The 24,977-nt window shown below is 62.7% G+C and carries 21 protein-coding genes, 1 tRNA gene and 3 pseudogenes; 13 read left to right on the plus strand and 12 right to left on the minus strand.

Features of this window, described 5'->3' with window-relative positions; translation table 11 throughout:
- Positions 1 to 15 precede the first annotated feature (15 nt).
- The 3 genes from parC to KQH55_RS11005 all read right to left on the minus strand — a co-directional run bounded on the left by parC (position 16) and on the right by KQH55_RS11005 (position 6,540).
- Positions 16 to 2,352, minus strand: a complete 2,337-nt coding sequence (gene parC / locus KQH55_RS10995) for a DNA topoisomerase IV subunit A (protein ID WP_235090907.1) — start codon at positions 2,350 to 2,352, stop codon at positions 16 to 18.
- A gap of 75 nt (positions 2,353 to 2,427) precedes the next feature.
- Positions 2,428 to 4,416 carry a DNA topoisomerase IV subunit B gene (gene parE / locus KQH55_RS11000; protein ID WP_076795990.1) on the minus strand — a complete coding sequence of 663 codons (1,989 nt, stop codon included), beginning with the start codon at positions 4,414 to 4,416 and terminating at the stop codon, positions 2,428 to 2,430.
- A 150-nt stretch (positions 4,417 to 4,566) separates the two neighbouring features.
- Positions 4,567 to 6,540 carry an ATP-binding cassette domain-containing protein gene (locus tag KQH55_RS11005; RefSeq protein ID WP_235090909.1) on the minus strand — a complete coding sequence of 658 codons (1,974 nt, stop codon included), beginning with the start codon at positions 6,538 to 6,540 and terminating at the stop codon, positions 4,567 to 4,569.
- Between the two features lie 157 nt (positions 6,541 to 6,697).
- Between KQH55_RS11005 and KQH55_RS11010 the strand changes: the two genes are divergently transcribed.
- The 11 genes and pseudogenes from KQH55_RS11010 (at position 6,698) to KQH55_RS11055 (ending at position 13,179) form a co-directional block, all read left to right on the plus strand.
- Positions 6,698 to 6,880 carry a rubredoxin gene (locus KQH55_RS11010; RefSeq protein WP_076786253.1) on the plus strand — a complete coding sequence of 61 codons (183 nt, stop codon included), beginning with the start codon at positions 6,698 to 6,700 and terminating at the stop codon, positions 6,878 to 6,880.
- Between the two features lie 142 nt (positions 6,881 to 7,022).
- Positions 7,023 to 7,097 (plus strand) — tRNA-Arg (locus KQH55_RS11015).
- Between the two features lie 160 nt (positions 7,098 to 7,257).
- Positions 7,258 to 8,394 carry a glycosyltransferase gene (locus KQH55_RS11020; protein WP_235090911.1) on the plus strand — a complete coding sequence of 379 codons (1,137 nt, stop codon included), beginning with the start codon at positions 7,258 to 7,260 and terminating at the stop codon, positions 8,392 to 8,394.
- Between the two features lie 305 nt (positions 8,395 to 8,699).
- Positions 8,700 to 9,449, plus strand: a pseudogene (locus KQH55_RS16955) (glycosyltransferase family 2 protein); the annotation flags it as partial.
- A 105-nt stretch (positions 9,450 to 9,554) separates the two neighbouring features.
- Positions 9,555 to 9,986, plus strand: a pseudogene (locus tag KQH55_RS16960) (glycosyltransferase family 4 protein); the annotation flags it as partial.
- Between the two features lie 57 nt (positions 9,987 to 10,043).
- Entirely contained in the window at positions 10,044 to 10,568 is a 525-nt protein-coding gene (locus tag KQH55_RS16965) for a glycosyltransferase (RefSeq protein ID WP_370643011.1), read from the plus strand.
- Between the two features lie 167 nt (positions 10,569 to 10,735).
- Complete coding sequence (locus KQH55_RS11035; RefSeq protein ID WP_076795995.1) at positions 10,736 to 11,239, plus strand: YbhB/YbcL family Raf kinase inhibitor-like protein; 504 nt, start codon at positions 10,736 to 10,738, stop codon at positions 11,237 to 11,239.
- Positions 11,240 to 11,335: 96 nt separating this feature from the next.
- The gene (locus KQH55_RS11040) at positions 11,336 to 11,515 is read left to right on the plus strand and encodes a hypothetical protein (protein WP_235090913.1); all 180 of its coding nucleotides are present in this window, start codon (positions 11,336 to 11,338) and stop codon (positions 11,513 to 11,515) included.
- Positions 11,516 to 11,621: 106 nt separating this feature from the next.
- On the plus strand, positions 11,622 to 11,948 hold the full coding sequence (locus KQH55_RS11045; RefSeq protein WP_373566388.1) for a DUF1488 domain-containing protein: 327 nt from the start codon (positions 11,622 to 11,624) through the stop codon (positions 11,946 to 11,948).
- Positions 11,949 to 11,991: 43 nt separating this feature from the next.
- A complete protein-coding gene (locus tag KQH55_RS11050) occupies positions 11,992 to 12,591 on the plus strand; it encodes a hypothetical protein (protein ID WP_076786249.1) in 600 nt (199 codons plus the stop codon).
- A gap of 144 nt (positions 12,592 to 12,735) precedes the next feature.
- On the plus strand, positions 12,736 to 13,179 hold the full coding sequence (locus tag KQH55_RS11055; RefSeq protein ID WP_076787742.1) for a PA2169 family four-helix-bundle protein: 444 nt from the start codon (positions 12,736 to 12,738) through the stop codon (positions 13,177 to 13,179).
- A 125-nt stretch (positions 13,180 to 13,304) separates the two neighbouring features.
- Here KQH55_RS11055 and KQH55_RS11060 read toward each other — a convergent pair whose 3' ends face one another.
- The 6 genes from KQH55_RS11060 to KQH55_RS11085 all read right to left on the minus strand — a co-directional run bounded on the left by KQH55_RS11060 (position 13,305) and on the right by KQH55_RS11085 (position 18,397).
- On the minus strand, positions 13,305 to 13,652 hold the full coding sequence (locus tag KQH55_RS11060) for a BON domain-containing protein (protein ID WP_076786248.1): 348 nt from the start codon (positions 13,650 to 13,652) through the stop codon (positions 13,305 to 13,307).
- A 54-nt stretch (positions 13,653 to 13,706) separates the two neighbouring features.
- The gene (locus KQH55_RS11065; protein ID WP_235090915.1) at positions 13,707 to 14,546 is read right to left on the minus strand and encodes a YihY/virulence factor BrkB family protein; all 840 of its coding nucleotides are present in this window, start codon (positions 14,544 to 14,546) and stop codon (positions 13,707 to 13,709) included.
- Positions 14,547 to 14,563: 17 nt separating this feature from the next.
- Positions 14,564 to 16,030 carry an alpha,alpha-trehalose-phosphate synthase (UDP-forming) gene (gene otsA / locus KQH55_RS11070; protein WP_235090917.1) on the minus strand — a complete coding sequence of 489 codons (1,467 nt, stop codon included), beginning with the start codon at positions 16,028 to 16,030 and terminating at the stop codon, positions 14,564 to 14,566.
- 152 nt (positions 16,031 to 16,182) lie between these two features.
- Positions 16,183 to 16,392 carry a hypothetical protein gene (locus tag KQH55_RS11075; protein WP_076796006.1) on the minus strand — a complete coding sequence of 70 codons (210 nt, stop codon included), beginning with the start codon at positions 16,390 to 16,392 and terminating at the stop codon, positions 16,183 to 16,185.
- Between the two features lie 191 nt (positions 16,393 to 16,583).
- Positions 16,584 to 16,847, minus strand: a complete 264-nt coding sequence (locus KQH55_RS11080; protein WP_076786245.1) for a hypothetical protein — start codon at positions 16,845 to 16,847, stop codon at positions 16,584 to 16,586.
- A gap of 128 nt (positions 16,848 to 16,975) precedes the next feature.
- Entirely contained in the window at positions 16,976 to 18,397 is a 1,422-nt protein-coding gene (locus tag KQH55_RS11085; RefSeq protein ID WP_235090919.1) for a sigma-54 dependent transcriptional regulator, read from the minus strand.
- Between the two features lie 346 nt (positions 18,398 to 18,743).
- On the opposite strand from KQH55_RS11085, the gene KQH55_RS11090 reads away from it, so the two are divergent.
- Entirely contained in the window at positions 18,744 to 19,799 is a 1,056-nt protein-coding gene (locus KQH55_RS11090; protein WP_076796009.1) for a sigma-54-dependent Fis family transcriptional regulator, read from the plus strand.
- A 100-nt stretch (positions 19,800 to 19,899) separates the two neighbouring features.
- On the opposite strand, the gene KQH55_RS11095 is transcribed toward KQH55_RS11090, so the two are convergent.
- Positions 19,900 to 21,246 carry an AAA-associated domain-containing protein gene (locus KQH55_RS11095; protein ID WP_076786242.1) on the minus strand — a complete coding sequence of 449 codons (1,347 nt, stop codon included), beginning with the start codon at positions 21,244 to 21,246 and terminating at the stop codon, positions 19,900 to 19,902.
- A 17-nt stretch (positions 21,247 to 21,263) separates the two neighbouring features.
- On the minus strand, positions 21,264 to 23,033 hold the full coding sequence (locus KQH55_RS11100; protein WP_076796012.1) for an ABC transporter permease subunit: 1,770 nt from the start codon (positions 23,031 to 23,033) through the stop codon (positions 21,264 to 21,266).
- Positions 23,034 to 23,323: 290 nt separating this feature from the next.
- Between KQH55_RS11100 and KQH55_RS11105 the strand changes: the two genes are divergently transcribed.
- Positions 23,324 to 23,590 (plus strand): hypothetical protein, encoded by a 267-nt coding sequence (locus tag KQH55_RS11105; RefSeq protein ID WP_076796015.1) that lies wholly within the window; start codon positions 23,324 to 23,326, stop codon positions 23,588 to 23,590.
- A 45-nt stretch (positions 23,591 to 23,635) separates the two neighbouring features.
- Here the strand turns inward: KQH55_RS11105 and KQH55_RS11110 are convergent.
- Positions 23,636 to 24,205 (minus strand): annotated as a pseudogene (locus tag KQH55_RS11110) (ATP-binding protein); the annotation flags it as partial.
- Positions 24,206 to 24,977: the final 772 nt, after the last annotated feature.

The raw sequence follows: 24,977 nt of genomic DNA on the forward strand, positions 1-24,977 counted from the left end.
GTTTCTCCGTAATCGTCATGCCGGCTGCCCGAGCAATACCGGGCGCATGCTCGACACCTTGAACTTGACCGCCGGCGCCTTGCCACGCCGCGCACGCTTGCCGACGTAGGGCGCGAGTGCAGCACCAACCAGTGTCTCCTGCTGCGGCTTGCCACCCCGCCCGGCGCCACTGAGCAACAACCCGCCCTGGCCGATCGCCAGCGCCTGGAGCAACTGCTCGTTGCCGTCCAGGCCAATCAATGTCACGCCACGTCCGCCGCTGGACAATGTCTTCATCTCGTCCAGCCCAAACACCAGCAGGCGTGTCTCGTCCTTCGCGCCGAGTGCCAGACATGCAACCTGCGACGCATCCGACCACATGGGCATCGGCGCGAGCGGCTGCGCGCCAGCATCAATCGTCATGAACGACTTGCCGGCCTTCACGCGGCTGATCATGTCACCGATCCGCGCGATGAAACCGAAGCCGTTGCTTGAGGCGAGTAGCAACGGCTGTTCCAGCGGCGCAGCGAAATAGTGCATCAGATGGGTGCCAGCCTCCAATTCGATCAACGACGTGACCGGCACGCCATCACCGCGCCCGCCCGGCAGCGCCGCGACCGGCACCGAATACACGCGACCATTGCTGCCCCACGCCACCAGCGTATCGGGCGTGCGGCACTGGAACGCGGCATACAAGCTATCGCCAGCCTTGAACGTGAAGCCTGACGCATCTAGCCCGTGTCCTTTCAGCGTACGGGCCCAGCCGCGCTGCGAGACGACGACCGTCACCGGCTCGTCGACGACCCGCGCCTCGAACGTCGCGCGCTTGTCTTGCTGGATCAGCGTGCGGCGCGCATCGCCGAACTGCTTCGCATCGGCTTCGATTTCCTTGATAATCAGCCGCTTCATCGCCACGTCGCTATCCAGCAACTGCTCGAGCCGGGTCTTTTCGTCGCGCAGCTCGCCCAGCTCCTTCTCGATCTTGATCTTTTCCAGTCGCGCCAATTGGCGCAAACGGATTTCGAGAATGTCGTCCGCCTGCCGCTGCGATAACCCAAAAGCCGCGATGAGCGCCGCCTTCGGTTCATCAGACTCGCGAATGATCCGGATCACTTCGTCCAGGCTCAGGAAAACGATCATCCGGCCTTCTAGGATATGGATCCGGTCCTGCACCTTGGACAGTCTGAACCGCGTTCGCCGCGTCACGGTCGCGAAGCGGTAGCCAATCCATTCGCGCAGGATCTCGCCCAGCCCCTTTTGCCGCGGCCGACCATCGGCGCCGATCATCACCAGGTTGATCGGCGCACTGGATTCCAGGCTCGTGTACGCAAGCAACGTATTGATGAACTCGGTCTGGTCGATGCGGCTGGACTTCGGTTCGAACACGAGCCGTACCGGCGAGTCCTTGCCAGACTCGTCGCGCACCGCGTCGAGCAGCGCGAGCAGGTTTTGCTTGGTCTGCAGTTGCTCGGGCGTCAACGTCTTCTTACCAAGCTTGACCTTCGGATTGGTCAACTCCTCGATTTCCTCCAGCACCTTCTGCGACGATGTGCTGGGCGGCAGCTCCGTGATCACCAGTTGCCACTGCCCGCGCGCCAACTCCTCAATCTTCCAGCGCGCGCGTACCTTCAGGCTACCGCGACCGCTTTCGTATGCCGCGGAAATCTCCGCTGGACTCGAAATGATCTGGCCTCCGCCCGGGAAGTCCGGGCCCGGTATCCGCTCCATCAGTGCTGCGTGATCCAGGTTCGGATTGCGGATCAGTTCGATGGCCGCCTGCGCGACCTCACGCAGGTTGTGCGGCGGAACCTCAGTAGCCATGCCGACCGCAATGCCGGATGCGCCGTTGAGCAACACGAACGGCAGGCGCACCGGCAACGACCTGGGCTCCTCGAACGAGCCATCGTAGTTCGCAATGAAGTCGACGGTGCCCTGCTCGATCTCATCGAGCAGCAGCCGCGCGATCGGCGTGAGCCTCGCTTCGGTATAGCGCATCGCTGCGGCGCCATCGCCATCGCGCGAGCCGAAATTGCCCTGCCCGTCGATCAGCGGGTAGCGCATCGAGAAATCCTGCGCCAGCCGTACCAGCGCCTCGTACGCGGACGAATCACCATGCGGATGGTACTTGCCCAGCACGTCGCCGACCACGCGCGCTGACTTGACCGGCTTCGCGTCGGCCGCCAGCCCCATCTCGTGCATCGCATACAGGATGCGACGTTGCACCGGCTTCTGACCATCGGTCACATCGGGCAGCGCACGACTCTTGACCACCGATACCGCATAGTCGAGGTAAGCGCGCTCAGCATAGTCGCCCAGCGTCAGGTACTCGCCGTCAGAGGGCGGCGAAAAATCCAATTCCAGTTCTTCACTCATTGGGTGACAGCCTCAAATTCAAGTCCACCGGGCATCGTGCGCAGCGGCGCCTAGCGGCATCGCGCACACCCTGCGTCAGATGTCCGCCTGCGCCTCGTTGCCCTTTTCTTCGAGCCACGCGCGACGGGCAGCGGCTTCGCCCTTGCCCATCAGCATCGTCATGCGCCCGATGGTCGCATCGAAATCTAGGTCGCCCAGTTGCACGGGCATCAGCCGCCGGGTATCCGGGTTCATCGTCGTGTCCCACAACTGCTCGGCGTTCATCTCGCCCAGTCCCTTAAAGCGTGAAATCGTCCACGCAGACTCGCGCACGCCGTCTTTGCGCAGCTTGTCCACTATCGCCTCAAGCTCGCCTTCGTCCAGCGCGTAGAGTTTCTGCGCCGGCTTCTTACCCCGAGCCGGCGCGTCCACGCGAAACAGCGGCGGGCGCGCCACATACACGTGGCCGCGCTCGATGAGTTGGGGAAAGTGGCGAAAGAACAGCGTGAGCAGCAGCACTTGGATATGCGAGCCGTCCACGTCCGCATCCGACAAGATGCAGATCTTGCCGTAACGCAGATTCGACAGGTCGATCGCATCGTCGCTCACGTGCGGATCGACGCCGATCGCCACCGCGATGTCGTGCACTTCATTGTTCGCGAATAGCCGGTCGCGCTCCGTCTCCCACGTGTTGAGGACCTTGCCGCGCAGCGGCAGAATCGCCTGAAACTCCTTATCGCGCCCCATCTTCGCCGAGCCGCCCGCGGAATCGCCCTCGACCAGGAACAACTCATTGCGTGCTACGTCCGTCGACTCGCAATCGACCAGCTTGCCGGGCAACACCGCCACGCCGGAACTCTTACGCTTCTCGACCTTCTGGCCGGCACGGGTGCGCGCCTGCGCCTGCTTGATCACCAATTCGGCCAGCTTGCGTCCATGCTCGACATGCTGGTTGAGCCACAGCTCCAGGCTCGGTCGCACGAACGAAGAGACCAGCCGGACTGCATCCCGGCTGTTGAGTCGCTCCTTGATCTGACCTTGGAATTGCGGATCGAGCACCTTCGCAGAGAGCACGAACGAGACCCGTGCAAACACGTCCTCGGCGAGCAACTTGACGCCCTTGGGCTGCAGGTTATGCAGCTCGACAAAGCTCTTGACCGCCTGGAACAGGCCGTCGCGCAGCCCGGACTCGTGGGTGCCGCCCGCCGGCGTCGGAATCAGGTTCACATACGACTCGCGCAGCAGCGAGCCCTCCTCGGACCATGCGACGACCCATGATGCGCCCTCGCCCTCGGCGAACGTGTCGTCGGTCGTGCGTGACGACCCGGCGTATCGCTCGCCCTCAAACAGCGGGATCAATGTATCGTAGCCGGCCAGACCCTCGAGCAGATAGCCACGCAGCCCATCGTCGTATTTCCATGACTGCCGCTCGCCGGTTTTCTCGATGATCAATACCACCTCGACGCCGGGCAGCAGCACCGCCTTGGAGCGCAACAAACGCTGCAGTTCGGACTGCGGCAGGTTGGCCGAGTCAAAGTATTGCGGGTCGGGCCATGCCGTGACGCGGGTGCCGGATTTCTTGTCCATGCGGCCCTTGGCCGCGCGTACGGTGAGCGGGCGCACCACGTCGCCGTGCGAGAAGCCGATGTCGGCTACCTTGCCGTCCCGCCACACCGTGACATCGAGTCGCTGCGACAATGCATTGGTCACCGACACGCCCACGCCATGCAAGCCGCCGGAGAACGTATACGCGCCACCGGCAGCCTTGTCGAACTTGCCGCCCGCATGCAACCGGGTGAAGACGATCTCCACCACTGGCACCCCTTCTTCAGGGTGCAGGCCGAACGGAATACCCCGCCCGTCATCTTCGACGCTGACCGAACCGTCGGTATGCAGCGTCACGACGATTTGCGCGCCAAATCCGCCCAGTGCCTCGTCCGACGCGTTGTCGATGACTTCCTGCACGATATGCAGCGGATTCTCCGTGCGCGTGTACATGCCCGGCCGTTGTTTCACCGGCTCGAGCCCCTTGAGCACCTTGATCGACGCTTCGCTGTATGCGGGACCGGATTTCTTTGTAGCCATGTTCCGATAAATTCCGCCGTTGTCCACAGTTGTTGTGGACAAACGCGTGGACAATTCGTTGAGTTCTTGAAAAAGCCCTGCCGAAACAACTCGCTCGTCACGATGCCCGCGAATCGTGCGCGCTGCCGGCGGCCGGGGTGGGAACGGGCGCTATTTTACCGGCTTGCGCTTGGCCTCCAGCCTCTCCCAGCGCTCGAGCGCGGCCAACAGCTCGTCGTCGATCGCCGCATAGCGCTCGGTGAGCCGCGTGCCTTCGGCCGGATCCGTCACGAAGATCGACCCGTCTTCCAGCCGCGCACTGATGGACTGCTGCTCCGCCTCGAGCTGTGCAATCCGCTCCGGCAACGCATCCAGCTCGCGCTGCTCGTTGAACGTCAGCTTGATGCTGCGCTTTTCATTGCGCGCTGAGGCGGCGCTGGGGGCGTCATGCAACGCACTGTCGTCGTTCGATGCGGCCGGGAGGTGCGCGGCGGCCTTCGCCGGCAGCCCGGCACCGGCCTGCGCCAGCACATCGGCGCGCGCCTTCTGCATCTGCCAATCCGAGAAACCGCCGACGTACTCGCGCCACTGGCCGTTTCCTTCCGCCGCGATCACCGACGTGACAACGTTGTCCAGGAAAGTGCGGTCATGGCTCACGAGCAGCACCGTGCCGTCATAGTCGGTCAACAGCTCCTCGAGCAGTTCGAGCGTCGGAATGTCCAGGTCGTTGGTCGGCTCGTCCAAGACCAGCACATTCGCGGGCCGTGCGAACAGTCGCGCCAGCAATAGCCGGTTGCGCTCACCGCCGGACAATGATTTGACTGGCGAGCGGGCGCGTTCCGGCGAAAACAGGAAATCGCCCAGGTAGCTCATCACATGCTTGCGGGCACCGTTGATCTCCACCCAGTCGCTGCCCGGACTGATTGTGTCCGCGAGGCTGCGCTCAGGGTCCAACTGCGCGCGCATCTGATCGAAGTATGCAATTTGCAGATTCGTGCCGGTGCGCACCCAGCCTTCGTCCGGTGCGATCTCGCCGAGCATCAGCTTAAGCAGCGTGGTCTTGCCCGCGCCGTTCGGGCCGACGAAGCCAATTTTGTCGCCGCGCATCACAGTGGTCGAAAAACACGCGACGACCGTCTGCCCACCGTAGCGCTTAGTCACATCGGTGAGTTCGGCGACAATCTTGCCGGACTTGTCGGCCTGGCTTACGTCAAGGCGCACGTTGCCCTGCACGTTACGCCGCTGCGCGCGCTCGTTGCGCATCTGCACAAGGCGTGCGATGCGCCCGACACTGCGCGTGCGACGCGCCTCGACGCCCTTGCGGATCCAGATCTCCTCCTGGGCGAGCAACTTGTCAAACTTCGCATTCTCGACCGCCTCCACTTCGAGCTGCTGCGCCTTGCGTGTCTGATAGGCCGAGAAGTTACCCGGGTATGACAACAGACGCCCGCGATCGAGTTCGACGATGCGGGTCGCGACGCGGTCGAGGAACGCGCGATCGTGCGTGATGAACAACACGCTGCCGCGCAGCGACAACAACAGCGCCTCGAGCCAGCGTATCGAATCAAAATCGAGATGGTTGGTCGGCTCGTCCAGCAGTAGCACATCGGGCTGCGTCACTAGCGCGCGGGCCAGCGCAACGCGTTTGAGCAGACCACCAGAGAGCTGATCCACCCGCGCGTCGCCCTCCAGGCCCAATTGCGCGAGCGTGGTCGCGACCCGGGTGCGCCATGCCCATCCGTCATGCGCGTCCAGCGCGCCCTGCAGCACATTCATGCGCGCCAACAACGCGTCATGCGACGGGCCTTCGGGCGTATCGGCCAGCGCGTGCGCAACGCGATCGTACTCGTCGAGCAGCGCACGAGTGTGCTCGAGCCCCGCGGCCACTGCGTCGAACACGCGCATGCCAGGGTCGAAGACCGGCTCTTGCGGCACGTAGACAGTCGTGAGTGCCTGCGCACGGGTGATCAAGCCGTCGTCGGGCTTGGCCAGGCCGGCGACGATCTTCAGCAACGATGACTTGCCCGCACCGTTGCGGCCGATCAGGCCCACCCGCTCGCCCGGTTCAATCGAGAAGTCCGCGTGGTCAAGCAGTGCGACATGGCCGAACGCGAGTTGCGCGCCGGTGATGGAAAACAGCGACATCGGCTCAAGAAAAGGACAGAAAACACCCATTGTACCGGCCGGACACAAGCCACTGTGCGTGAATCCGTATCGGGCGATTGGCCGATGTAGGCTGCGCCTTGCGTTACGCTAAGATACCGGCTTTCCAAGCAGGCCAAAAAGGCCCAAGGTTGCAGCCGTGTCTGACGTGATTGAATACAAGAGCTGGGTCTGCCTAATTTGCGGGTGGATCTATAACGAGGCAGACGGGCTGCCGGACGAAGGGATTGCTCCCGGCACGCGCTTTGCCGATATCCCAGCGCAATGGCGTTGTCCGTTGTGCGACGTCAGCAAAGCCGACTTCGCCGTGGTGGAATTCTGAGCGCCGCGCCGATGCGCGTCGGGATCGTGCTCGTGGTATCCTTACGACCCCGTGATCCTGACCACTCCCGATCGCACGGCATGCTACCGGTACGCGGCTTCGGACAGGTCACCGGGTCGCATGTCGTCGATGATGACGCCCTCTCGCCGTAGCACAATGGATAGTGCACGCGCCTCCTAAGCGTGAGATTCAGGTTCGATTCCTGACGGCGGGACCATATTGGCTGACGGCCCGTATACTCATGATCCGCCGGCGCTTCGCATAGGGCACCGCGTCGCGATGATGTGGTGCACCGCACATAAATGCTATCCATCGGACGGTAAGGTGTGGCAAACCCACTGCGATGCGCGGGTGCGAGCGCACCGCGCGGTTCCTGCATGTCCCGGACCGGGCAGTGCGACGCGAACCGCTTTCTCACGCCAGATATGACTCTTTCCGGACGTGTATCCACGAGCACGCTGCTGACCGTTGTTGTGCCCGTCTACAATCTCGAAGACTGCATCGCGAATGCATTGCAGTCGATACTCAAGCAACGCCATCTCGACGAGATCACGACACTGGTGATCGACGACGGCTCGACTGACCGCTCCCGCGAGCGCATCGACGCGATCGTGCGAGCTAATCCGCACGCTGATATCCGGGTGATCACGCAGCCCAACGGCGGATGCAGCGCGGCCCGTAATACCGGCATCGCACAAGCGCAGTCGCCGTACCTGTCCTTTCTGGATGGCGACGACACGTGGGAGCCGGACTTCTCCGATAAGATCATTCCGATCCTGCGGATAGGGCACGCCGACGTGATCGATTACAACATCTGGATCGTAGGGCGCAACGGCAAGCAATCGGACGAGCTGACGATGATCGGCGCCAAGTGGGCTGGCGAGCATCAGGTGGACGATCGGCTGCTACTGGATGTCGCAGCCACCTACGAGATGTTCGCATGGGCCCGTATTTACCGGCGCTCGCTGTGGCATGGCATCGCGTTCCCGCCTGCCCAACTGTACGAGGACGCCGCGGTCACGCCGCACCTGTATTTGCGTGCCCGCACAGTGCACCGGCTCAGCGAGCGCCTGTACAACTACCATCGACGCTCGGGCAGCATCACGCAAGTCATAAACATGCGCAGCGTGCAGGACCTGGCCAAGAATGTCGAGCGCGCGCTATCGCAATGCGCTGACCCGGCGCACCGGAATTACTGGATGACGCTCACTGCGATGGGATTCGCACACGCGCGTCGGGAAGCGGCCCGCGTCGATGGCCATGCGCTGGGCGACGCGCTGCGCATCATCGACACGCTGGCCCAGCATTGCCGTACCGTCACGCAGGCCTACCCAGAACTAGCCAAACACGCGTCATTTGACCGCTATCGCGGTGCAATGTATCGGGAGCGTGCAGTGTTTCTAGCCAAGCGCGCGATCAAGCGCCTGATCGGTCGGGAGCGGCGCCTGGGAGCACCGCCTGCCGCGGGTAAAAAAACCTCGGCCGCGGTACCCGCGCTGCAAGACGAGCACTGAACAAAACGCTGCGGCACATTCGCTGAATGCCGCGCATGAAACACGCCCACGTGATGCCGCACCAGCCAGCGCGCCGGCCGCGACGCGAACAGAAGGCCCGTGGCGACGTGCTCCACCAACGCCATGTCGCCAGCACCAGGCCGTTGAACAGATACATGTTGGCCGATGGTGTTGGCACATTGAATTGTCACGAAGCTGTGGTATGTGCAGCCACGCCCTTGGTCAGGCAATCGCCGACGTACGGGCCGCCGCGGCCAGATCCATTAATATTGCCGGTTTCGCCGTTACCTTCCCCTCATATTGTCATGACCGTGCATCGCGAACCGCTCAGTGTGATCATCATCACGCTCAATGAGGCCCACGACATCGAAGCCTGTCTGGCATCCGTGCGCGACCTGGCTGATGAGATCGTCGTGGTCGACGCCGGTAGCACCGATGCGACGGTGCAGATCTGCGAGCGCTTCGGCGCACAGGTCGTCACAGCAGACTGGCCGGGGTTTGGCCCTCAGAAGAATCGGGCGCTCGCGCTCGCCACCCGGCCGTGGGTGCTGTCGCTGGATGCCGACGAGCGCGTGACGCCACAGTTGAGGGAATCGATCGAAGCGGTGCTGGCCGGGCGCGGGCCATCCGGCTATATAGGGTATGCGATGTCCCGCCGCTCGCAATTTTGCGGCCGCTGGGTCAATCACTCGGGCTGGTCGCCGGATTGGGTGGTCCGGTTGTTCCGCCGCGAAGCGGCCAAATTCTCGGACGATGCCGTGCACGAGCGGCTAATCGTCGAAGGCCCCACCGGGCGCCTTGACGGCCGGTTACTGCACTATAGTTATCGCTCTGGCGAAGAGGTGGCGGACAAGACACTGGCCTATGCTCGCGCCGGCGCCCGGATGTTGCGCGCGCGCGAGCGCCGCATCAGCGCATTGGCCCCCCTCGCACACGGCGGCTTTGCTTTCGTGCGCACGTTCATGTTGCGAGCTGGATTCCTCGACGGGCTGACGGGCCTGGGCATCGCGCGGATGAATGCGCGGGCGACGTTCCTAAAATACCATTATGCGCGGCGCGCAGACCGGTCAGCGCGCGGCGACAGCGGCACCGGCAGCACCTGGCGGGGGCTGCGCATCGGATTGTCATGCCAGGCGCTGCGCCACGCCGGCGGCTTCGAGCGCTACGCGCGCGACATCATTGGCGCAATGGCCGCGCGGGGCGTCCGCCCCATCGTCTTCGCCCGCAAATTCGATAAAACGCTGCCCGAGTACAGACTCGTCGACGCGCAAGCCATCCGGGTCAACTGGCTGCCGCGCGCGCTGCGCGACGCGGCGTTCTCCTGGCGGCTGCGCGCGCGCCGTACACGCAGCCAAGCGGACATCGTGATCGCGTGCAATCGGGTCGACTCAGCCGACATCGTCGTATGCGGCGGCACGCATCCGGGCGCATTGCGCCATGGTCGCAACAAGCCAAAGTGGAATGACGGCTGGCAAACCGCGCTGGAGCGCCACACCTATCGCAACGCGGGCGTGGTCGTCGCCCACTCCAAGATGATGGCACAAGAAGTCCAGCAGTATTTCAGCATCGCGCCGGACAAGATCCGTGTCATCTATCCTCCGGTGCGCAGCGACTGCTTCGCGCCGATGGCGCCGGCACAGCGCGATGCGATGCGGGCACAGCTCGGCATCCCCGACGGACACGCCGCATTTGTGTTCGTGGCCAACACCGGCAAGGGATTCGAACTGCTACGCGCGTACTTTGAGGCGAGCGCCGAGCCGGTCTGCCTGTTGGTCACGGGCCGCCCGGTCGCCAGCTCATCGCCGCGGATCCGCTCGCTCGGCTATCGTACAGACATGCAATGCGTGTTCGGCGCAGCCGACTTCACGATCGTGCCTGCGCCCTATGAACCGTTCGGGCTAGTGGGCATCGAATCGATCCTGTGCGGCACGCCGGTGCTCACCGCCGCTAACGTCGGCTGCGCCGAAGTCATTCGCGACGACGCGCAATGGCGCTTCTCGCACCTGGACGCGGGCAGTTTCGCCGCGGCGGTCGAGCAGGCGCTCACGCGCTGGCGCGCCGGCACCGCGCGGCTCACCCGGCCCGACGAGCATCTGCTGTACAACTACGATGTGGCGTCCCACACCGCGCACTTGCTGGCGCTGGCCTCGGAACTCGCCGGCCGTCGCGCGTAGCGCTGCGTCTCGTCGCCCCGTGCGGCGCCCACCCCCTGTCGCGCCACGCGTAATGCTACACTCGCTCGTCTGGTGCGAACGCTGCGTCACGCGCGCCGCACGGCAATGCCATGCGGCCGCCGTCATGTCGCGGCACCGCGCGTCGTCAATCTACCGGAGCAACGTCCATGGCTGAATTTCGCATTTGGTCCGATCGGTTCTCGCACAATGGATTCATGCCTAAGCAGCAGGAATTCGATGACCGTTCGTTTGGCGTCGACGGCGGCAACGTGTCGCCTGCGCTGCAATGGGCCGACCCGCCCGCCGATACCAAGAGCTTCGCGCTGACCGTGTACGACCCGGACGCGCCGACCGGCAGCGGTTTCTGGCACTGGGTTCTCGTCAATATCCCGGCACATGTGCGATCGCTGCCGGATGGCGCCGGCAAGGCCGACGGCAGCCTGCTGCCAACCGGTGCGCTGCAGCTACGCAACGACTATGGCACGGTAGGCTTTGGCGGTGCAGCGCCGCCACGCGGCGACAAGCCGCATCGGTACGTGTTTCGCATCCACGCGCTAAAGATTGACGCGCTGCCACTTGGTACGGACGCGACCAACGCGGTGGCACGCTTCATGATCCACTTAAATGAAATCGACTCGGCCACCTATACAGGTCTGTACGAGCTGAAGTAATTGGGCGCGCGCGGGACCTAGCGAGGGCTTGTCGCCGGCCTCGCGCTGCTGGCCACGCTTGGCGCGCACCCGTGCACGATCGATACCACGTCGCGCATGGCGCTGCGCAGCTGCAGCTTCGGCCTGTTCCAGTCGCCCAACAAATGCACCCTTCTCGTCTCGGCGCCACGCGAGCGCAGCGTTGGCGCGAATGGCATGTTCGGCACGGCCCGACTGACCGGCCAAGCTGTCGAAGCAGCCCTCCTTGCACGGATTTTCAACGTCATCAGCAACTAGGGGACCTTCTCCATGCTGACGGTGGCGGCTACCTTTTCAACGCTGGCGGCATGGATAAGTTTTGCGCGGCGTCGATCCGTTGCGTCGCCGCTGATTGGCTACAGGCATGCTGCTTGCTGTAAAGAAGGGCATGAACGTACCACCTAAAACATCATTGCATATTCATTTCGAGGACGCGCCACCTTCCTTCGACGGCGCACGAATGATGCTTGACTTCACCGCGTCCGTCGATGGGCGCCTAGTGCGGTGCTCGGTGAGTGCCGAAGCCCTTGAGGACCACTTTGGTGCCGCGTCCGCGCTCGAGAGCGAATTGCTGCAAGCGTTCGAGCGCGGTCGCAGCCGCATTCATCGAGTCGCTCGGCTCGCACTGGCGGACAGCGACGGCCAACCCGTCGTGCTGCACAGTGGCCTATTCCGGATCTCGGCAACCTAACGCCGCCAGGCAACCTGCCCACTCATCCTGCAAAGGAGGCTTTATGTCACTGATCGTTGCGGGACGCTTCACCTCGTTCCCTCAAGCCGAACGCGCGTCGCAGGCGCTGTTCGAGCATGGTTTTGTCCAAGAGGACGTCACCCTATTCTTCGTCAACCCACCCGGCCAGCACGCGCGCTTTTCGATCGGCGGCGACGTATCGACCGACCCCGGCGCACGCGAAGCGCCGAAGGGCGCGGCCAAGGGTGTCGCGCTGGGTGCTGTCGTGGGCGCAGTCGTTGGCGTCGCGGTTTTTGTGCTCGCGGGCGCGCCGATGCTCGTATCGATCATCTCCGCTGGGGTCGGCGCTTACGTCGGCTCGATGATCGGTGCGATGAGCCATACCCGGCGCACGCTCGAACAGCATCATGGACGCGAGCGCTTCGTCGACCGCGAGGCGCGTGACGCCGGCGTGCTGGTTGCCGTGCACGTGGACGCGGCCACGCAGGAGAATGCATCACGTGTGCTGCGCGACGCAGGTGCGCTGGATATCGAGCGCGCCTCCGGACGCTGGCGCGACGGACGCTGGGCTGACTTCGATCCGACCCGAGCGCCGCACGTGGAGCGCGACAGCCAGCCCGATCTCAACGAGCGGCACACTTAGTCTCGCCGCATTGCAGGGTGGCAACCGAGCCAGGGGTAGCCGGACGGACAGGCCGCCGGTAGCCAATCAGGTGGGATGACCACCCGCATACCGGATCTGCGCGGTGCGCAGTTTCCGATCAACCACAACCAACGGAGGTACACGATGGCAAATCATATTGTTTCCGTTCTAAATGACCTGATCGAAACGTCCAAAGACGGCGAAGCCGGCTTCCGCAAAGCGGCAGAGGATGCGTCGAATCCGGAATTGAAGACGCTGTTCGCCAGTTGTGCCCAATCGTGCTCGCAAGCGGTCAGCGAGCTGCAAGCCGCCGTCCATTCACTCGGCGGTAAGGCCGAAGATCACGGATCCGCGTCCGGGGCGCTGCATCGTGGCTGGATGGACCTGAAGTCAGCCATCAAAGGTCGCAGTGACCACGAGATCCTAGCGGACTGCGAAAAAGGCGAAGACGTAGCCAAGAAACATTACCGACAGGCGCTGGATGAAGCGTTGCCTGCGGACATTCGGATGCTCGTCGAGCGGCAATACGAAGGCGTACTCAAGCATCATGATCGCGTACGCGAATTGCGCGACGCTACGGCACGATAATCTGCCTGCGCTGGATGCGGCGATGCACGCCGCATCCAGCAGGGGCGTGGAAGCTGGCCTAACAAGCCGCTTCGCCGCGGCCCTGGCAGTCACCATGCGGTATCTGACTGCATGTCACAATAGCCTTAATTCGCGATGTGCAAGTCGTTGTGCACGTGGGTCACACCGTCAACCGTTCTAGCCGCATCGGCAGCAGCTTCCTTCACCTCACGGCTGGGTACTGTCCCGGTCAAGCGCACCGCGCCAGCCGTGGTCTTCACGTGGATATTTTGAAAGCCTTTCACGCCCTTCGCGTTCAGCAATGCAGCCTTGACCTTCGTGGTAATAGCGCCATCACTGATTTTCTCGCTGAGCGTTTCGGAACCCGACAATGGCGCGGCCCTATTGCTGCCCGCGCTTTGGGCGGCCAGCCCGACCACATGAGCTGCACAGATTATGCCAATGGCAACGCGGATCCATCGTGTCGTTTGCATCGTCTTCTCCTGGATTGAAGTGGCAAGGGGGGGTTGCAAGGATCGTACCCACGATTAATGGGCGTCATTGCGTCGGCGCGCGGCGGTCGCGCTCACCTCCGCGCCGAGCAGGAACACCGACGACGAGAAATACAGCCACATCAGCAGCACGGCGAGGGAGCCCGCAGCGCCAAACGTATTGGCGGTGCCCGCATGTGCCAAGTAGAACGCGAAGATATTCTTGCCGCTGGAGAACAGCAGTGCCGCCGCCAAGCCGCCCGCGAACGCATCGCGCCATTGGATCGACGCATCGGGGACGAACTTCAGCATCGCGGAGAATGCCAGCCATAGCGAACCGAGTGTGGCCACGTGCTGCACTGCATTCGCTATCCGGTACGAAGCGCTTTGCGGTCCCCAGAACCATTGCCCAATCACGCTGATCGTGGTGTCTAAAATCAGCAGCACAACGATCAAGAATGCCACGCCAAGCACCAAGCCAAACGAGATCAAGCGCACCCGCACCAGGCTGAGCAGGCTGGCGCGCGTATCGGGTTCCGGCACCGGCCAGATCGCGTTCAACGCGCTGTTCAGCGTCGAGAACGTAGCGGATGCGCCGATCACGATACCCAGAATCGACACCGTAGTCGTACGCGTTGCCATATCGGCGTGCCACGCGTTCGCCACGATGGCCTGCACGCCTTGTGCGGCTTCGTCGCCAATCACGCCGCGTATTTCGCCGAACAACCGGCCTTGCACCGCATCCTGTCCGAAAAAAAACCCGGCCACCACGATGACAATGACTAGCGTCGGTGCGAGCGAGAATGCCGTATAGAAAGCGATCGACGCCGCCATCGTCGGACAGCGGTCCTTGATCCAGTGCGTGACCGGATCCGATACCCAAGCCAGCAGATCCATCGCGCGCGAGCGCATCGTCAAGACAACGTGGTGGCAGGCAACCGCACCGGCACACCGGGTCGGGCGAACGTCGCCGGTTGCGCCATCACGCGCAAAGTCAACGCGTCGTCGCGGTCCACCACTTCACGTAGATCGCGCATGAATGAATCACGCCATACAGACAGGTCGTTCTGCCGCAATACTGCCATCATCGCTTGGTGCCGCTGTTGCCGGTCCACCAAAGGCATCGACAACGCGCGGCGCATCGCGTCGGCGACTTGCACTAGGTCGAACGGATTGACTATCAATGCACCCGGCAATTGGTCCGCGGCACCGGCAAACTGCGACAACACAAGCACGCCAGGATCAGCGGGGTCTTGTGCTGCGACGTATTCCTTGGCCACCAAGTTCATGCCGTCGCGCAGCGGCGTCACGCATCCGACCTGGGCCGCGCGGAACAGCGACATCAGCAGGTTGCGCTCATAGTTACGGTTCAAGTACAGGATCGGGGTCCAGTCCAGTTGTGCAAAACGACCGTTGATCCGGCCCGCCTCCGCCTCCAGGTGTTTGCGAATCGACTGGTAGTTTTGCACGTCGGTACGCGTAGGCGGTGCGATCTGCATCAGTGACACGTGCCCAGCCAGGCTTGGCGAATCCAGCAACAGCCGTTCGAATGCCTGAAACCGCTCGGCAAGCCCCTTCGAGTAGTCGAGCCGGTCTACACTGATGATCAGCTTGCGCTCACGCATGTTGTCGCGCAGCCCGACCACCTGCTTGCGACTGGCGTTTTGCTGCGCGGCTTTCGCAATGGCATCCGGGTACACGCCGATCGGATACGTAGCGACCTTGAACCGGTGGTCGAACGCGTGGACCATCCCGTTGCCGAGCAACTGTCCGCCGCATTCGCGCTGCACGATGTCGGTAAAAGACTGCAAGTCGCTGCTCGTCTGGAAGCCGACCACGTCGTAACTGCACAGCGCCTTGAGCAGCGTGGCGTATGGCGGGATCGTATGCAGTACCTCGGGTGCCGGAAATGGAATATGCAGGAAAAACCCAATCGGATTGCGCATGCCGATTTCGCGGCATGCCTTGCCGAACGGGATCAAGTGGTAGTCGTGCACCCAGATGAGGTCGTTCGGCCGAACCAGCTTCTGCAATTGCCGGGCGAGCATCCCGTTAACGCGCATGTAGCCTTCGTAGTCGGCGCGGTCGAACCGCGTCAGATCGTTCCGATAATGAAAAGCGGGCCACAACGTCGCGTTTGAAAAACCGCGATAGTACTGATCATAGTCGCGCCGACTGAGGCCGACCGTTGCGTAGGTCACGTTGCCCCGGGTCTCGATTGTTGGCTTACCCGCTTCACCGCCGATCTCGCCATTCCAGCCAAACCATACGCCGCCGGCCTCCTTCAGCGCATCATAGACGCCGATTGCCAGACCTCCGGCCGCGGGACGGCCCTCCTGTGCCGGGGCGACCCGATTGGATACCACGATCAATCTGCTCATAGGGATTGCCACCTGCTGTTTGTTTAAATGAAATCATCGACACCAGCATGCAAATTTTGTGCCTAATGCTGCAATGCACAAAAAAGGCCGAGCACAGCCCGCGCCCCTAAAGGCGCAATGGGTAGGTTTCCAGCAGGATGACCGCGATCGTGTTACGCGTCCTGCTCTGTCCCTATTTCTCGATGATAGTCCAAGCCGGCACGGCGGGCGCCGCCCTGGTTGGCGACGCCATCTGCCGGCGCGTCAGGTGCAGGCCGGTTCTGCCCGGCCGATATGTTGTCTTCGTGGTCGCCCGCGTTACCCGTGCCGGTGGACGGCAACCGGTCCGACCATTGGCCGGCTTGCGTGTTTGGTCGGCTCATTGCGCCTCCAACTTGCATTGCATGGTCCCTGATTGTACCCACCCGTGCGGCTGGGCTTTCGCGCCGCCTTCGCGTGGTGGGGTAAACGTTACGCTCCGGGTTGTAATCCTTACAGCAACAGGTGCGCAGAGCGATCTTATGGGCGCCACGGCCGGGGTCGTCGGCGTTCATCCCCCTGGTCAATGTGTGCGTCAGCCATTGAGCCACGCGGGCCGCCCGCACAGGTGACGTTGACCAGACGCGTGGAACGCCGATGCTTGCACGTGCGGCATATCCGGGCCTTGCGGCGGTGGATCGCCGATCGGCGGCATATCGGGACCGGGTGGATCACGCGTCGGATCAGGCGGCGCTTCGTCCGGTGGCATGTCCGGCGGTGGCACCTCGGGCGGATGCGGCGGCGTGGGCGTAAGCGGATCGGGCTGCGGCGCATGGGCGCGCCATTTGAGCGTTGACATAAATCGCTTCCTTGAAGGAGACGATAAGGGAACCAGCAACCCGTATGCCGGCTACCCCTGCCAAAGAACCCGCCGATCAGTCCCGCTCACGCCCAGGCGCCTGTTCATCGATCGGCTAAGCCTATTCGTCAGTTACCGGTGTACTTCGCCCCGACGCTCTCCGGCGCCTCATCGCTGTCGCCGGCATCCTCGCCTGATGCGTGGCGCGCGTCATCGCCATATTCGACCAAGCGGTTGTACAGCGTCTTCAAACTGATGCCGAGGATCTCTGCAGCCCGCGTCTTCACGCCACCGCATTGCTCCAACGTGGCCAGAATCAGTTGACGGTCCGCGTCGGCCAGCGATGTGCCGAACGGGATGGTCACCGCAGTGCCGGCGGACGGCTTAGACAGCGAGATCTGCAGCGGTACCGATGCGGTCGCAGACGAATCAGCCGGCGCCATGATGTAAGCGCGCTGCACGTAGTTCTTAAGCTCACGCACATTGCCAGGCCACGTGTACGACAGCATGGTTTCCTTGACCGAAGGCGGAAAGTGCTTGTCCGTGCCGTAGCGCTGGTTGAGCTCGTCCAAAAAGCTCTGCGCAAGCAACTCGACATCTTTGCCGCGCTCGCGCAGCGGCGGCAGGCTGATCGGAAATACGTTCAGCCGATGATAGAGATCCAGCCGCAGCTTGCCCTCGAGTACCGCCTGCTCGGGATCGCGATTGGTCGCCGCGATCAGCCGCACGTCGGTCTCGATTTCCTTAGTGGTGCCGACCCGCATGAATACGCCCGTCTCGAGCACGCGCAGCAGCTTAACCTGCAACTCGATCGGCATCTCGGTGATCTCGTCCAGAAATAACGTACCACCGCTGGCCCGCTCGAAATAGCCTTTGTGCTGTCGGTCCGCACCAGTGAACGCGCCCCGCTCATGACCGAACATTTCCGACTCGATCAGCGTCGGCGACACCGCGCCGCAATTGACAGCCAGAAACGCCTGCTTGCGCCGCAAGCTCAACTCGTGCACGGTCTGCGCGGCCACTTCTTTGCCGGTGCCGGATTCACCGACCAGCAGCACCGAAGCGGATGTCGGCGCCACCCGGTTGATTTGGTCATAAACCTGTTGCATCGCCGCCGAATTGCCTAGCATCAGGCCAAAGCGCCCAAAGCGGCGCAGTTCGCCACGCAGCGTGCCGATCTCGGCGCGCAGGTCGCCGGTACGCGGGATCCTGGCGAGGATCGCCTTGACCCGTTGCACATTGATCGGCTTGACGAGGTAATCCGTTGCGCCCATTTTCAGCGCACTGACCGCGGACTCCACGGTGGCGTGCCCAGTAATGACCACGATTTCTACGCCGGAGCGCAGATCCAGATCGTTGAACAAGTCCACGCCGCTGCCATCCGGCAGCTTCAAGTCGGTAAAGACAACGTCTGGCACCTGCCTGACGATCTGGATACGCGCCTCACGCACGTCGCCGGCCATCGCAATGGTCAGACCATCGCCCGTGATGATCTCCGCCAATGCGTTGCGGGAATTGGGGTCGTCATCGACTATCAGTATATGCGGCATGAGAAAGGAATCGTGTCCGGAAAATAAGCGGCAAGTCGGCAGCCCCACGGACGTTGCGCGTCAACGCGCATGCGACGTGCCGCCTGCCAATTTGGAAAAATTGCGCGCCTCATCCAAGACTATTACGCCAACCGCGTAATAATGCCATTTAGAAGTCTTATTCGGTGCGTAAAGTTGATTACAAAGAATAATCGACACGCTCGGGGCCCCCAGTGTAACCGCTTCCGGTCGAGCGCTCAAAACACAATTCGTTTACGCCAAAACGGCTGACGCTTCAGCATAAGCAATTGCCGCTGAGTTGGCGCAGGTGGTTAAATAGGTTCTTTGCACCAGAAAGCCCTACACCATGTCGTTAAGCGAGGCGGACGCGCCAGTAGCGTCCGATGAACAGTACTCACGCACCATCCCGCACCCGAAGGTGCCGGGCCTGAAGTCGTTCGGCCTGCTGTATGGCTCGTCCGACGCAATGCTGGGTCTATACGAGCAAATCGAGCGGGTCGCGGCCACCGACGCGACCGCGTTGATCGTCGGCGAGTCTGGAACCGGCAAAGAGTTGATCGCACGCACGATCCATGACGCCAGCCACCGCAAGGATGGCCCGTTCGTCGCGGTCAATTGCGGCGCCATCCCGGACAACCTGATCGAGGCCGAGTTGTTCGGCCATGAAAAGGGCAGCTTTACGGGCGCCGTGCAAGGCCGCATCGGCTACTTCGAACATGCGCACGGCGGCACGCTGTTTCTGGACGAGGTCACCGAGATGTCGCCGGTGCGTCAGGTCAAGCTGCTGCGTGCGTTGGAAACCGGCACGTTCTATCGGGTCGGCGGCAACGAGTTGATCAGCGCCAACGTGCGCGTGATCGCCGCGACCAATCGCGACCCGGCCACCGCGGTCAAGGAAAACGGGCTGCGCGAAGACCTGATGTACCGGCTTGCGGTTTTCCCATTACGCGCGCCGCCGCTGCGCGAACGCAACGGCGATCGCGAATTGCTCGCGCAGTATTTTTTGGCCGAGTTAAACACCCAGGAAAATACCAGCAAGACATTCAGCAAGCGCGCGCTTGACACGGTGCGCACTTATTCGTGGCCGGGTAACGTGCGCGAATTGAAAAATGCAGTTTATCGTGCGTTCATTCTGGCGGAGAAAACCGTCGAGATTCAGCATCCGCACCTGGCGTCGCGAGTCAAGAAGCCAGTGCTGCAAGGCGATGCGATGAGCGTCTGGGTCGGCACGCCGCTTGCCGATGCGCAAAAGCAAATCATCCTGGCGACGCTGAAGCACTGCGGCGGTGACAAGCGGCGCGCGTCCCAAACGCTTGGCATCAGCTTGAAGACGCTATACAACCGTCTGGGCGCGTATGAGGCGCAGGCGTGCGCGGACTCGCCCGAGAGCAACGAAGGCTGAGCAGAGTTTATCCTGCTTACCACTGTTCCCATTGTTTGCCGCGCGTACCCGAGTGGGGCGCGGCGGCCCTGCCCAATGCCCGCTGCCATAGCCACTGCAATCAGGATTCGACGTCCTCCAGGCTGAAGATCTCCGTCTGGTCGTTGTATGAAAAGATCTCACCGTAGCGGCCCCAATTGATGACTGCGTCGAGCGTTTCCTCCGCGGCACTGTCCGACAAGTAGTCCTCGAGTTCCTGTTCGAAACGCACCCGCGGCGCCCGATGGCCAGGCCGTTCATTGAGAACCCGCTTGATCCGCGCCGCCAGCGGCACGTGGCGCAGCAGATGATCGGCGAACATCATCTTGCGCTCCTGCGTGCCGCATTCGGCAAATACACGGGCCGGCGGTGTCAGGAAGATATCGCCCTCACGCACGTCGGCAAAGCCGAGCCATTGCAGCACTTCGGCAATCGGGAACAGATCGTCGACCTCCAGATGCAGCGTGCGAGCAATCTCGGGCATGTCCGCTCGGCCGTGGTAAGGTGCGGCCGCCAGCGTCTCGATCAGGCCAGCCATCAAGTTGGTCGACACGTGTGGCAACCAGCTATGCAGCTCCAGGCCCTTGCGCGGCGCGCCAGCGCTCGGACGCGCCGTCATCTTCGCGTAGATGTCATCGACTAGACGGCGGAACGCCGGATCGAGCCGGTTGCGCGGATGCTTGAACGGCACCTGGATCTCGGCTAGCACGCGCCCCGGATTGGACGACAGCACCAGGATCCGGTCGCACATGAACACCGCCTCTTCGATATTGTGCGTGACGATCAGCACGGCCTTGATCGGCATGCGGCCTTGCGTCCACAAATCGAGCATGTCGGTGCGTAGCGTCTCGGCGGTGAGCACGTCCAGCGCCGAGAACGGTTCGTCCATCAGCAGCAGCGTCGGATCCACCACCAGCGCACGGGCAAAGCCCACGCGCTGTCGCATCCCGCCGGACAGCTCGCGCGGGTACGCGTTCTCGAACCCGTCCAGCCCGATCAGATCGATTGCGGCCAGCGCGCGCTCACGCCGGATGCGCGCGGGTACGCCCTGGGCCTCTAGGCCCGCTTCGACGTTCTGCAGCACGGTGAGCCACGGGAACAGCGCAAAGGTTTGGAAAACCATCGCGACGCCTTCCGCTGGGCCCCGCAGCGGCTGGCCGCGATAGGTCACCTCGCCCCCGGACGGCGAAATCAGCCCCGCAATGATGCGCAGCAGCGTGGACTTGCCCGAGCCGGAGCGCCCGAGCAAGCCGACGATCTCGCCCTCGCGGATCGACAGGTTGACATCGTCGAGCACCAGCAGCTCGCCCTGGGTCTTCTCGAACCCACGCCGCACGTGGTCAACGGACAAAAGGACAGCGTCGGGCGCAGGCGCGCGAATGGCGGGCGCTGCCGTTACCGGCGCAGCGGCATTCGTAGGATTTTGCATAGCAACCACCGTATCGATCAATCCAGGCGCAGTTTGTTCTCGGCGTAGGCGTACATCGGGCGCCACAACAAGCGATTGAAAAGTGTGACAAACAACGACATCACCGCGATGCCGAGAATGATCTTGCGATAATCACCGTCCACGGTCATTTGCGCAATGTAGGCACCGAGCCCATGCGCGACCACGTGTGTATCGCCCCATTGCACCGCTTCGGACACGATGCTCGCATTCCACGCGCCGCCAGAGGCCGTGATCGCGCCCGTCACATAGTACGGGAAAATACCCGGCAGCATCGCCTGACGCCACCATTGCCAGCCGCGAATGCGAAAGTTGGTCGCGGCCTCTTTAAAATCGTTCGGATACGCGCTCGCGCCGGCAATCACATTGAACAAGATGTACCACTGCGTGCCCAGCACGATCAGCGGGGACAGCCAGATGTCCGGGTTCAGCCCGAAACGCACGATCACGATCACGAATACCGGGAACAGCAGATTGGCCGGAAACGCCGCCAGAAACTGCGCGAGCGGCTGAAGCTTCTCGGCCAGCGCTGGGCGCAAGCCGATCAGCACGCCCAGTGGGACCCACACGATCGAGGCAATCACGATCAGCACCAGCACGCGCACCAGCGTAATGCATCCCATCGCGAGCACATGCCCAACCTCATCCCACGTCACGCCGGTGCTGACATAGCTGATGACGCGCCACAACAGGTACGCGGTGCCAGCCAGCACCAAAGCGCCCCAGGCGAGATCGCCAAGCCGTGAGGGCTGGCGATGCGGCCTCACCGCGGGCCCGACCAGCGGCAGCTTGCGCCAACGCAGCGGCAATCGCGCCATGCGCGCGAACAGCCATCCGGCCGGCACCAGTAACTGGTGAATCAACCGAGTGCGGCGCACCAGGTCGAGCAGCCAAGATTGGGGGGCGCTCGCCGACGCGGTGTTCTCCATGCGGAACTTGTCCGCCCACGCGACCAGCGGCCGGAACAGCAACTGGTCGTAGGCGAGAATCACAAGCGTCATCGTCAAGATCACCCAACCAATCGCCGGCAGGTTGCGCTCGGTGATCGCCTGCGCCAAGTACGCACCCACGCCGGGCAGCGTAATCGTGTTGTTGCCAACGGTAATCGCCTCGGACGCGACGACGAAGAACCAGCCGCCGGACATCGACATCATCATGTTCCAGATCAGGCCCGGCATCGAGAACGGCACCTCGAGCTTCCAAAAGCGCTGCCAGCCCGTCAGGTGAAAGCCGCGCGACACTTCGTCCAGGTCGCGTGGCACCGTGCGCAGCGACTGGTAGAAGCTGAACGTCATGTTCCAGGCCTGGCTGGTGAAGATCGCGAAGATCGCTGCACACTCCGCCCCGGCAACCCGCGTCGGGAACAGCGCAATGAAGAAGGTGACCGTAAACGAGATATAGCCGAGCACCGGCACCGATTGAAGGATATCCAGCATCGGCACCAGCACTTTCTCCGCCCGCCGGCTTTTTGCGGCAAGCGTGCCGTAGGCGAGCGTGAACACGAACGCGGCGAGCATCGCGGCGAGCATCCGCAACGTGGTGCGCAGCGCATATTCCGGCAAATACATCGGACTTAGCGAGATCGCCTGAGCCTTCAGCGTCGAGATCGGCGCCATTGTCTGCTCGAAGCCGATCGCGGCCATCGCGATCAGGCCGATGATCAGCGGAAAGGCCACGAAATCCCACCGATTGGGCAACAAGCGCCACGCGGACGCCGCGGCGTCGCGCTTCGGATCGAAGCGAAAACCGAAATTGAAACCGAAATCCATCAGACAAACTCCCCGGCGCTCTGGGCATGCGGATGGACCGCGCCGCCGCACCACAGCGCGATGGCAAACGCTGCCCATTTCAAGACCGCCCCGACACTACACCAAGCACCATGACCGTTACAACCTTTTAACGTATTTGACTTGTTCCACCGTGGCGCGAATGCGGCACGCGCGCCACGCAGCCCACGTGGCCCAGCCGCACCACTTACCTTCCGCACTGCACACGCAGCGCGGCGCGGCGGCCATTAACGGTTATCATGATGGGTCACTGAATGAATGCAGGAGGCCGCATGAAAGGAAATCTCGTCATCATCTGCCGTGACCAGGACGCCCACGAGTTCGACGCGCTGATGACCGAATACGGCGCCTTCCAGACGAGATTATCGTCGACCGCGTGGTATCTGAAGTTCGACGCGGCGCCCGACGTGATCCAGGAGGAGATTTTGGCACGGCTGGGCAAGTACACCACGCACTATATCTTTGAGGCTAACAGCGTCACGTACAACACAATCGACAGCGAAGCTGCTGCGGCATTGAATACCCTGTTCGGTAATTGACGCAGTTACGCCGTCCCCGTGTGCAGGGATGCACGTCGCGGGAGATCAGACCTGCGCGGCGCCCGACTGAGCCGGAAACTCCAGTTCGACGCGCAGGCCGCTGCGCTCATGATTGCCGATCCGGCATTCGCCGCCCAGCCGGTTCGTGAGCCGCTCGACGATAGCCAGCCCCAGGCTGCTATGACCGTTGCAGCCGCGCGCCGGGTCCAGGCGCACGAAGGGACGGCTTGCATTGACCAGATCCTGGGGCGAAATGCCGCCACCCTGGTCGCTGACCGTCAACGTAAAGCCTCGCGTCGTGCGGGCGGTTTTGATCACCATGGGCGGCGCGCCATAGGCCTGTGCATTGTCCAGCAGGTTGGACAGCACGCGCTCAAGTGTCGCAGCCGGCAGCACGAAGTGCGGCCCCGCACGCAGGTCGGCGCGAACCGCGTCTGCCGACGGCCACACCGCGCGATAGGTCCGCGCGATACGGTCGCATTCGTCGAGCATCTCGGCGCGCAGCCGCAACCGCGCCAACGGCGTGCGCAAATCGTGCGCAACGCCAGCAAGCATCACATTGCGGTCGTTGTCGGTCTGCGCGAGATTGCTGACCATTGTATTGAAGCCGCGCGAACGAACGCCATTTCCCGTGTCTGGCACCTAGCCGGCCCGGCGCTTCCGTTCTCGTCAGAAGCCCAAATGAAATTGTTAAGCCATCCCAACACGATGACCTCGCGCTCACATGGCATGCTGCACCGCCAATCCCATCCGCTCCACGCCCCACCGGTGCGCATTCGATCCAGCACTGCGGCGGCGTCGAGCGCAAACTCGCCGCGCTACGCGTCAAGCTGCATCTGAGCGCCGAACAGAACAGACTGTGGCAAAGTGCAATGGCGGTCATGAAGTACAACCGCGACGAACAACGCCGGTTGCACCAGCAAATGACGCAACAGATCCATGCTGCCTTGCAATAAAGCATCATCAATCTGAACGCGCTGCACGCGGCGCAGCAGCGCCTCGCCGCACAGCGCGAACAACTACATAAGCAAACCGTAGCCGCGTGACTGAACGTCTACACTGCGCTAAACGATCAGTAAAAAAACGACCGTCAGCGTCATACTAAAAACGCACTGGGCACGAATGGCGCAGATGCGGGCGAAGATGCGCGAGCGGCTGGGGCACGCACGACGCGCATGGCTCGCCCCAGATGCCGTGCCGGCCGCCACTAAGGCGCAGCCCGAGTCATCACCCCTGCCTAGCCGGCGCAGCGCTGCCAGGCCCGCCCCGCTGCCTGGCGGCCCTCGTGCGCCATTGAGTTAGAATACCGCCCTTCGCGTACCGAGCATCACGCAGACATCCTGCGTACCGGCATCGCGTTGCACGCATTGTTGGCCGCCTAACATAG

The organism is Mycetohabitans sp. B3, assembly GCF_021498065.1.
In the GTDB taxonomy this organism is placed as follows: Bacteria; Pseudomonadota; Gammaproteobacteria; order Burkholderiales; family Burkholderiaceae; genus Mycetohabitans.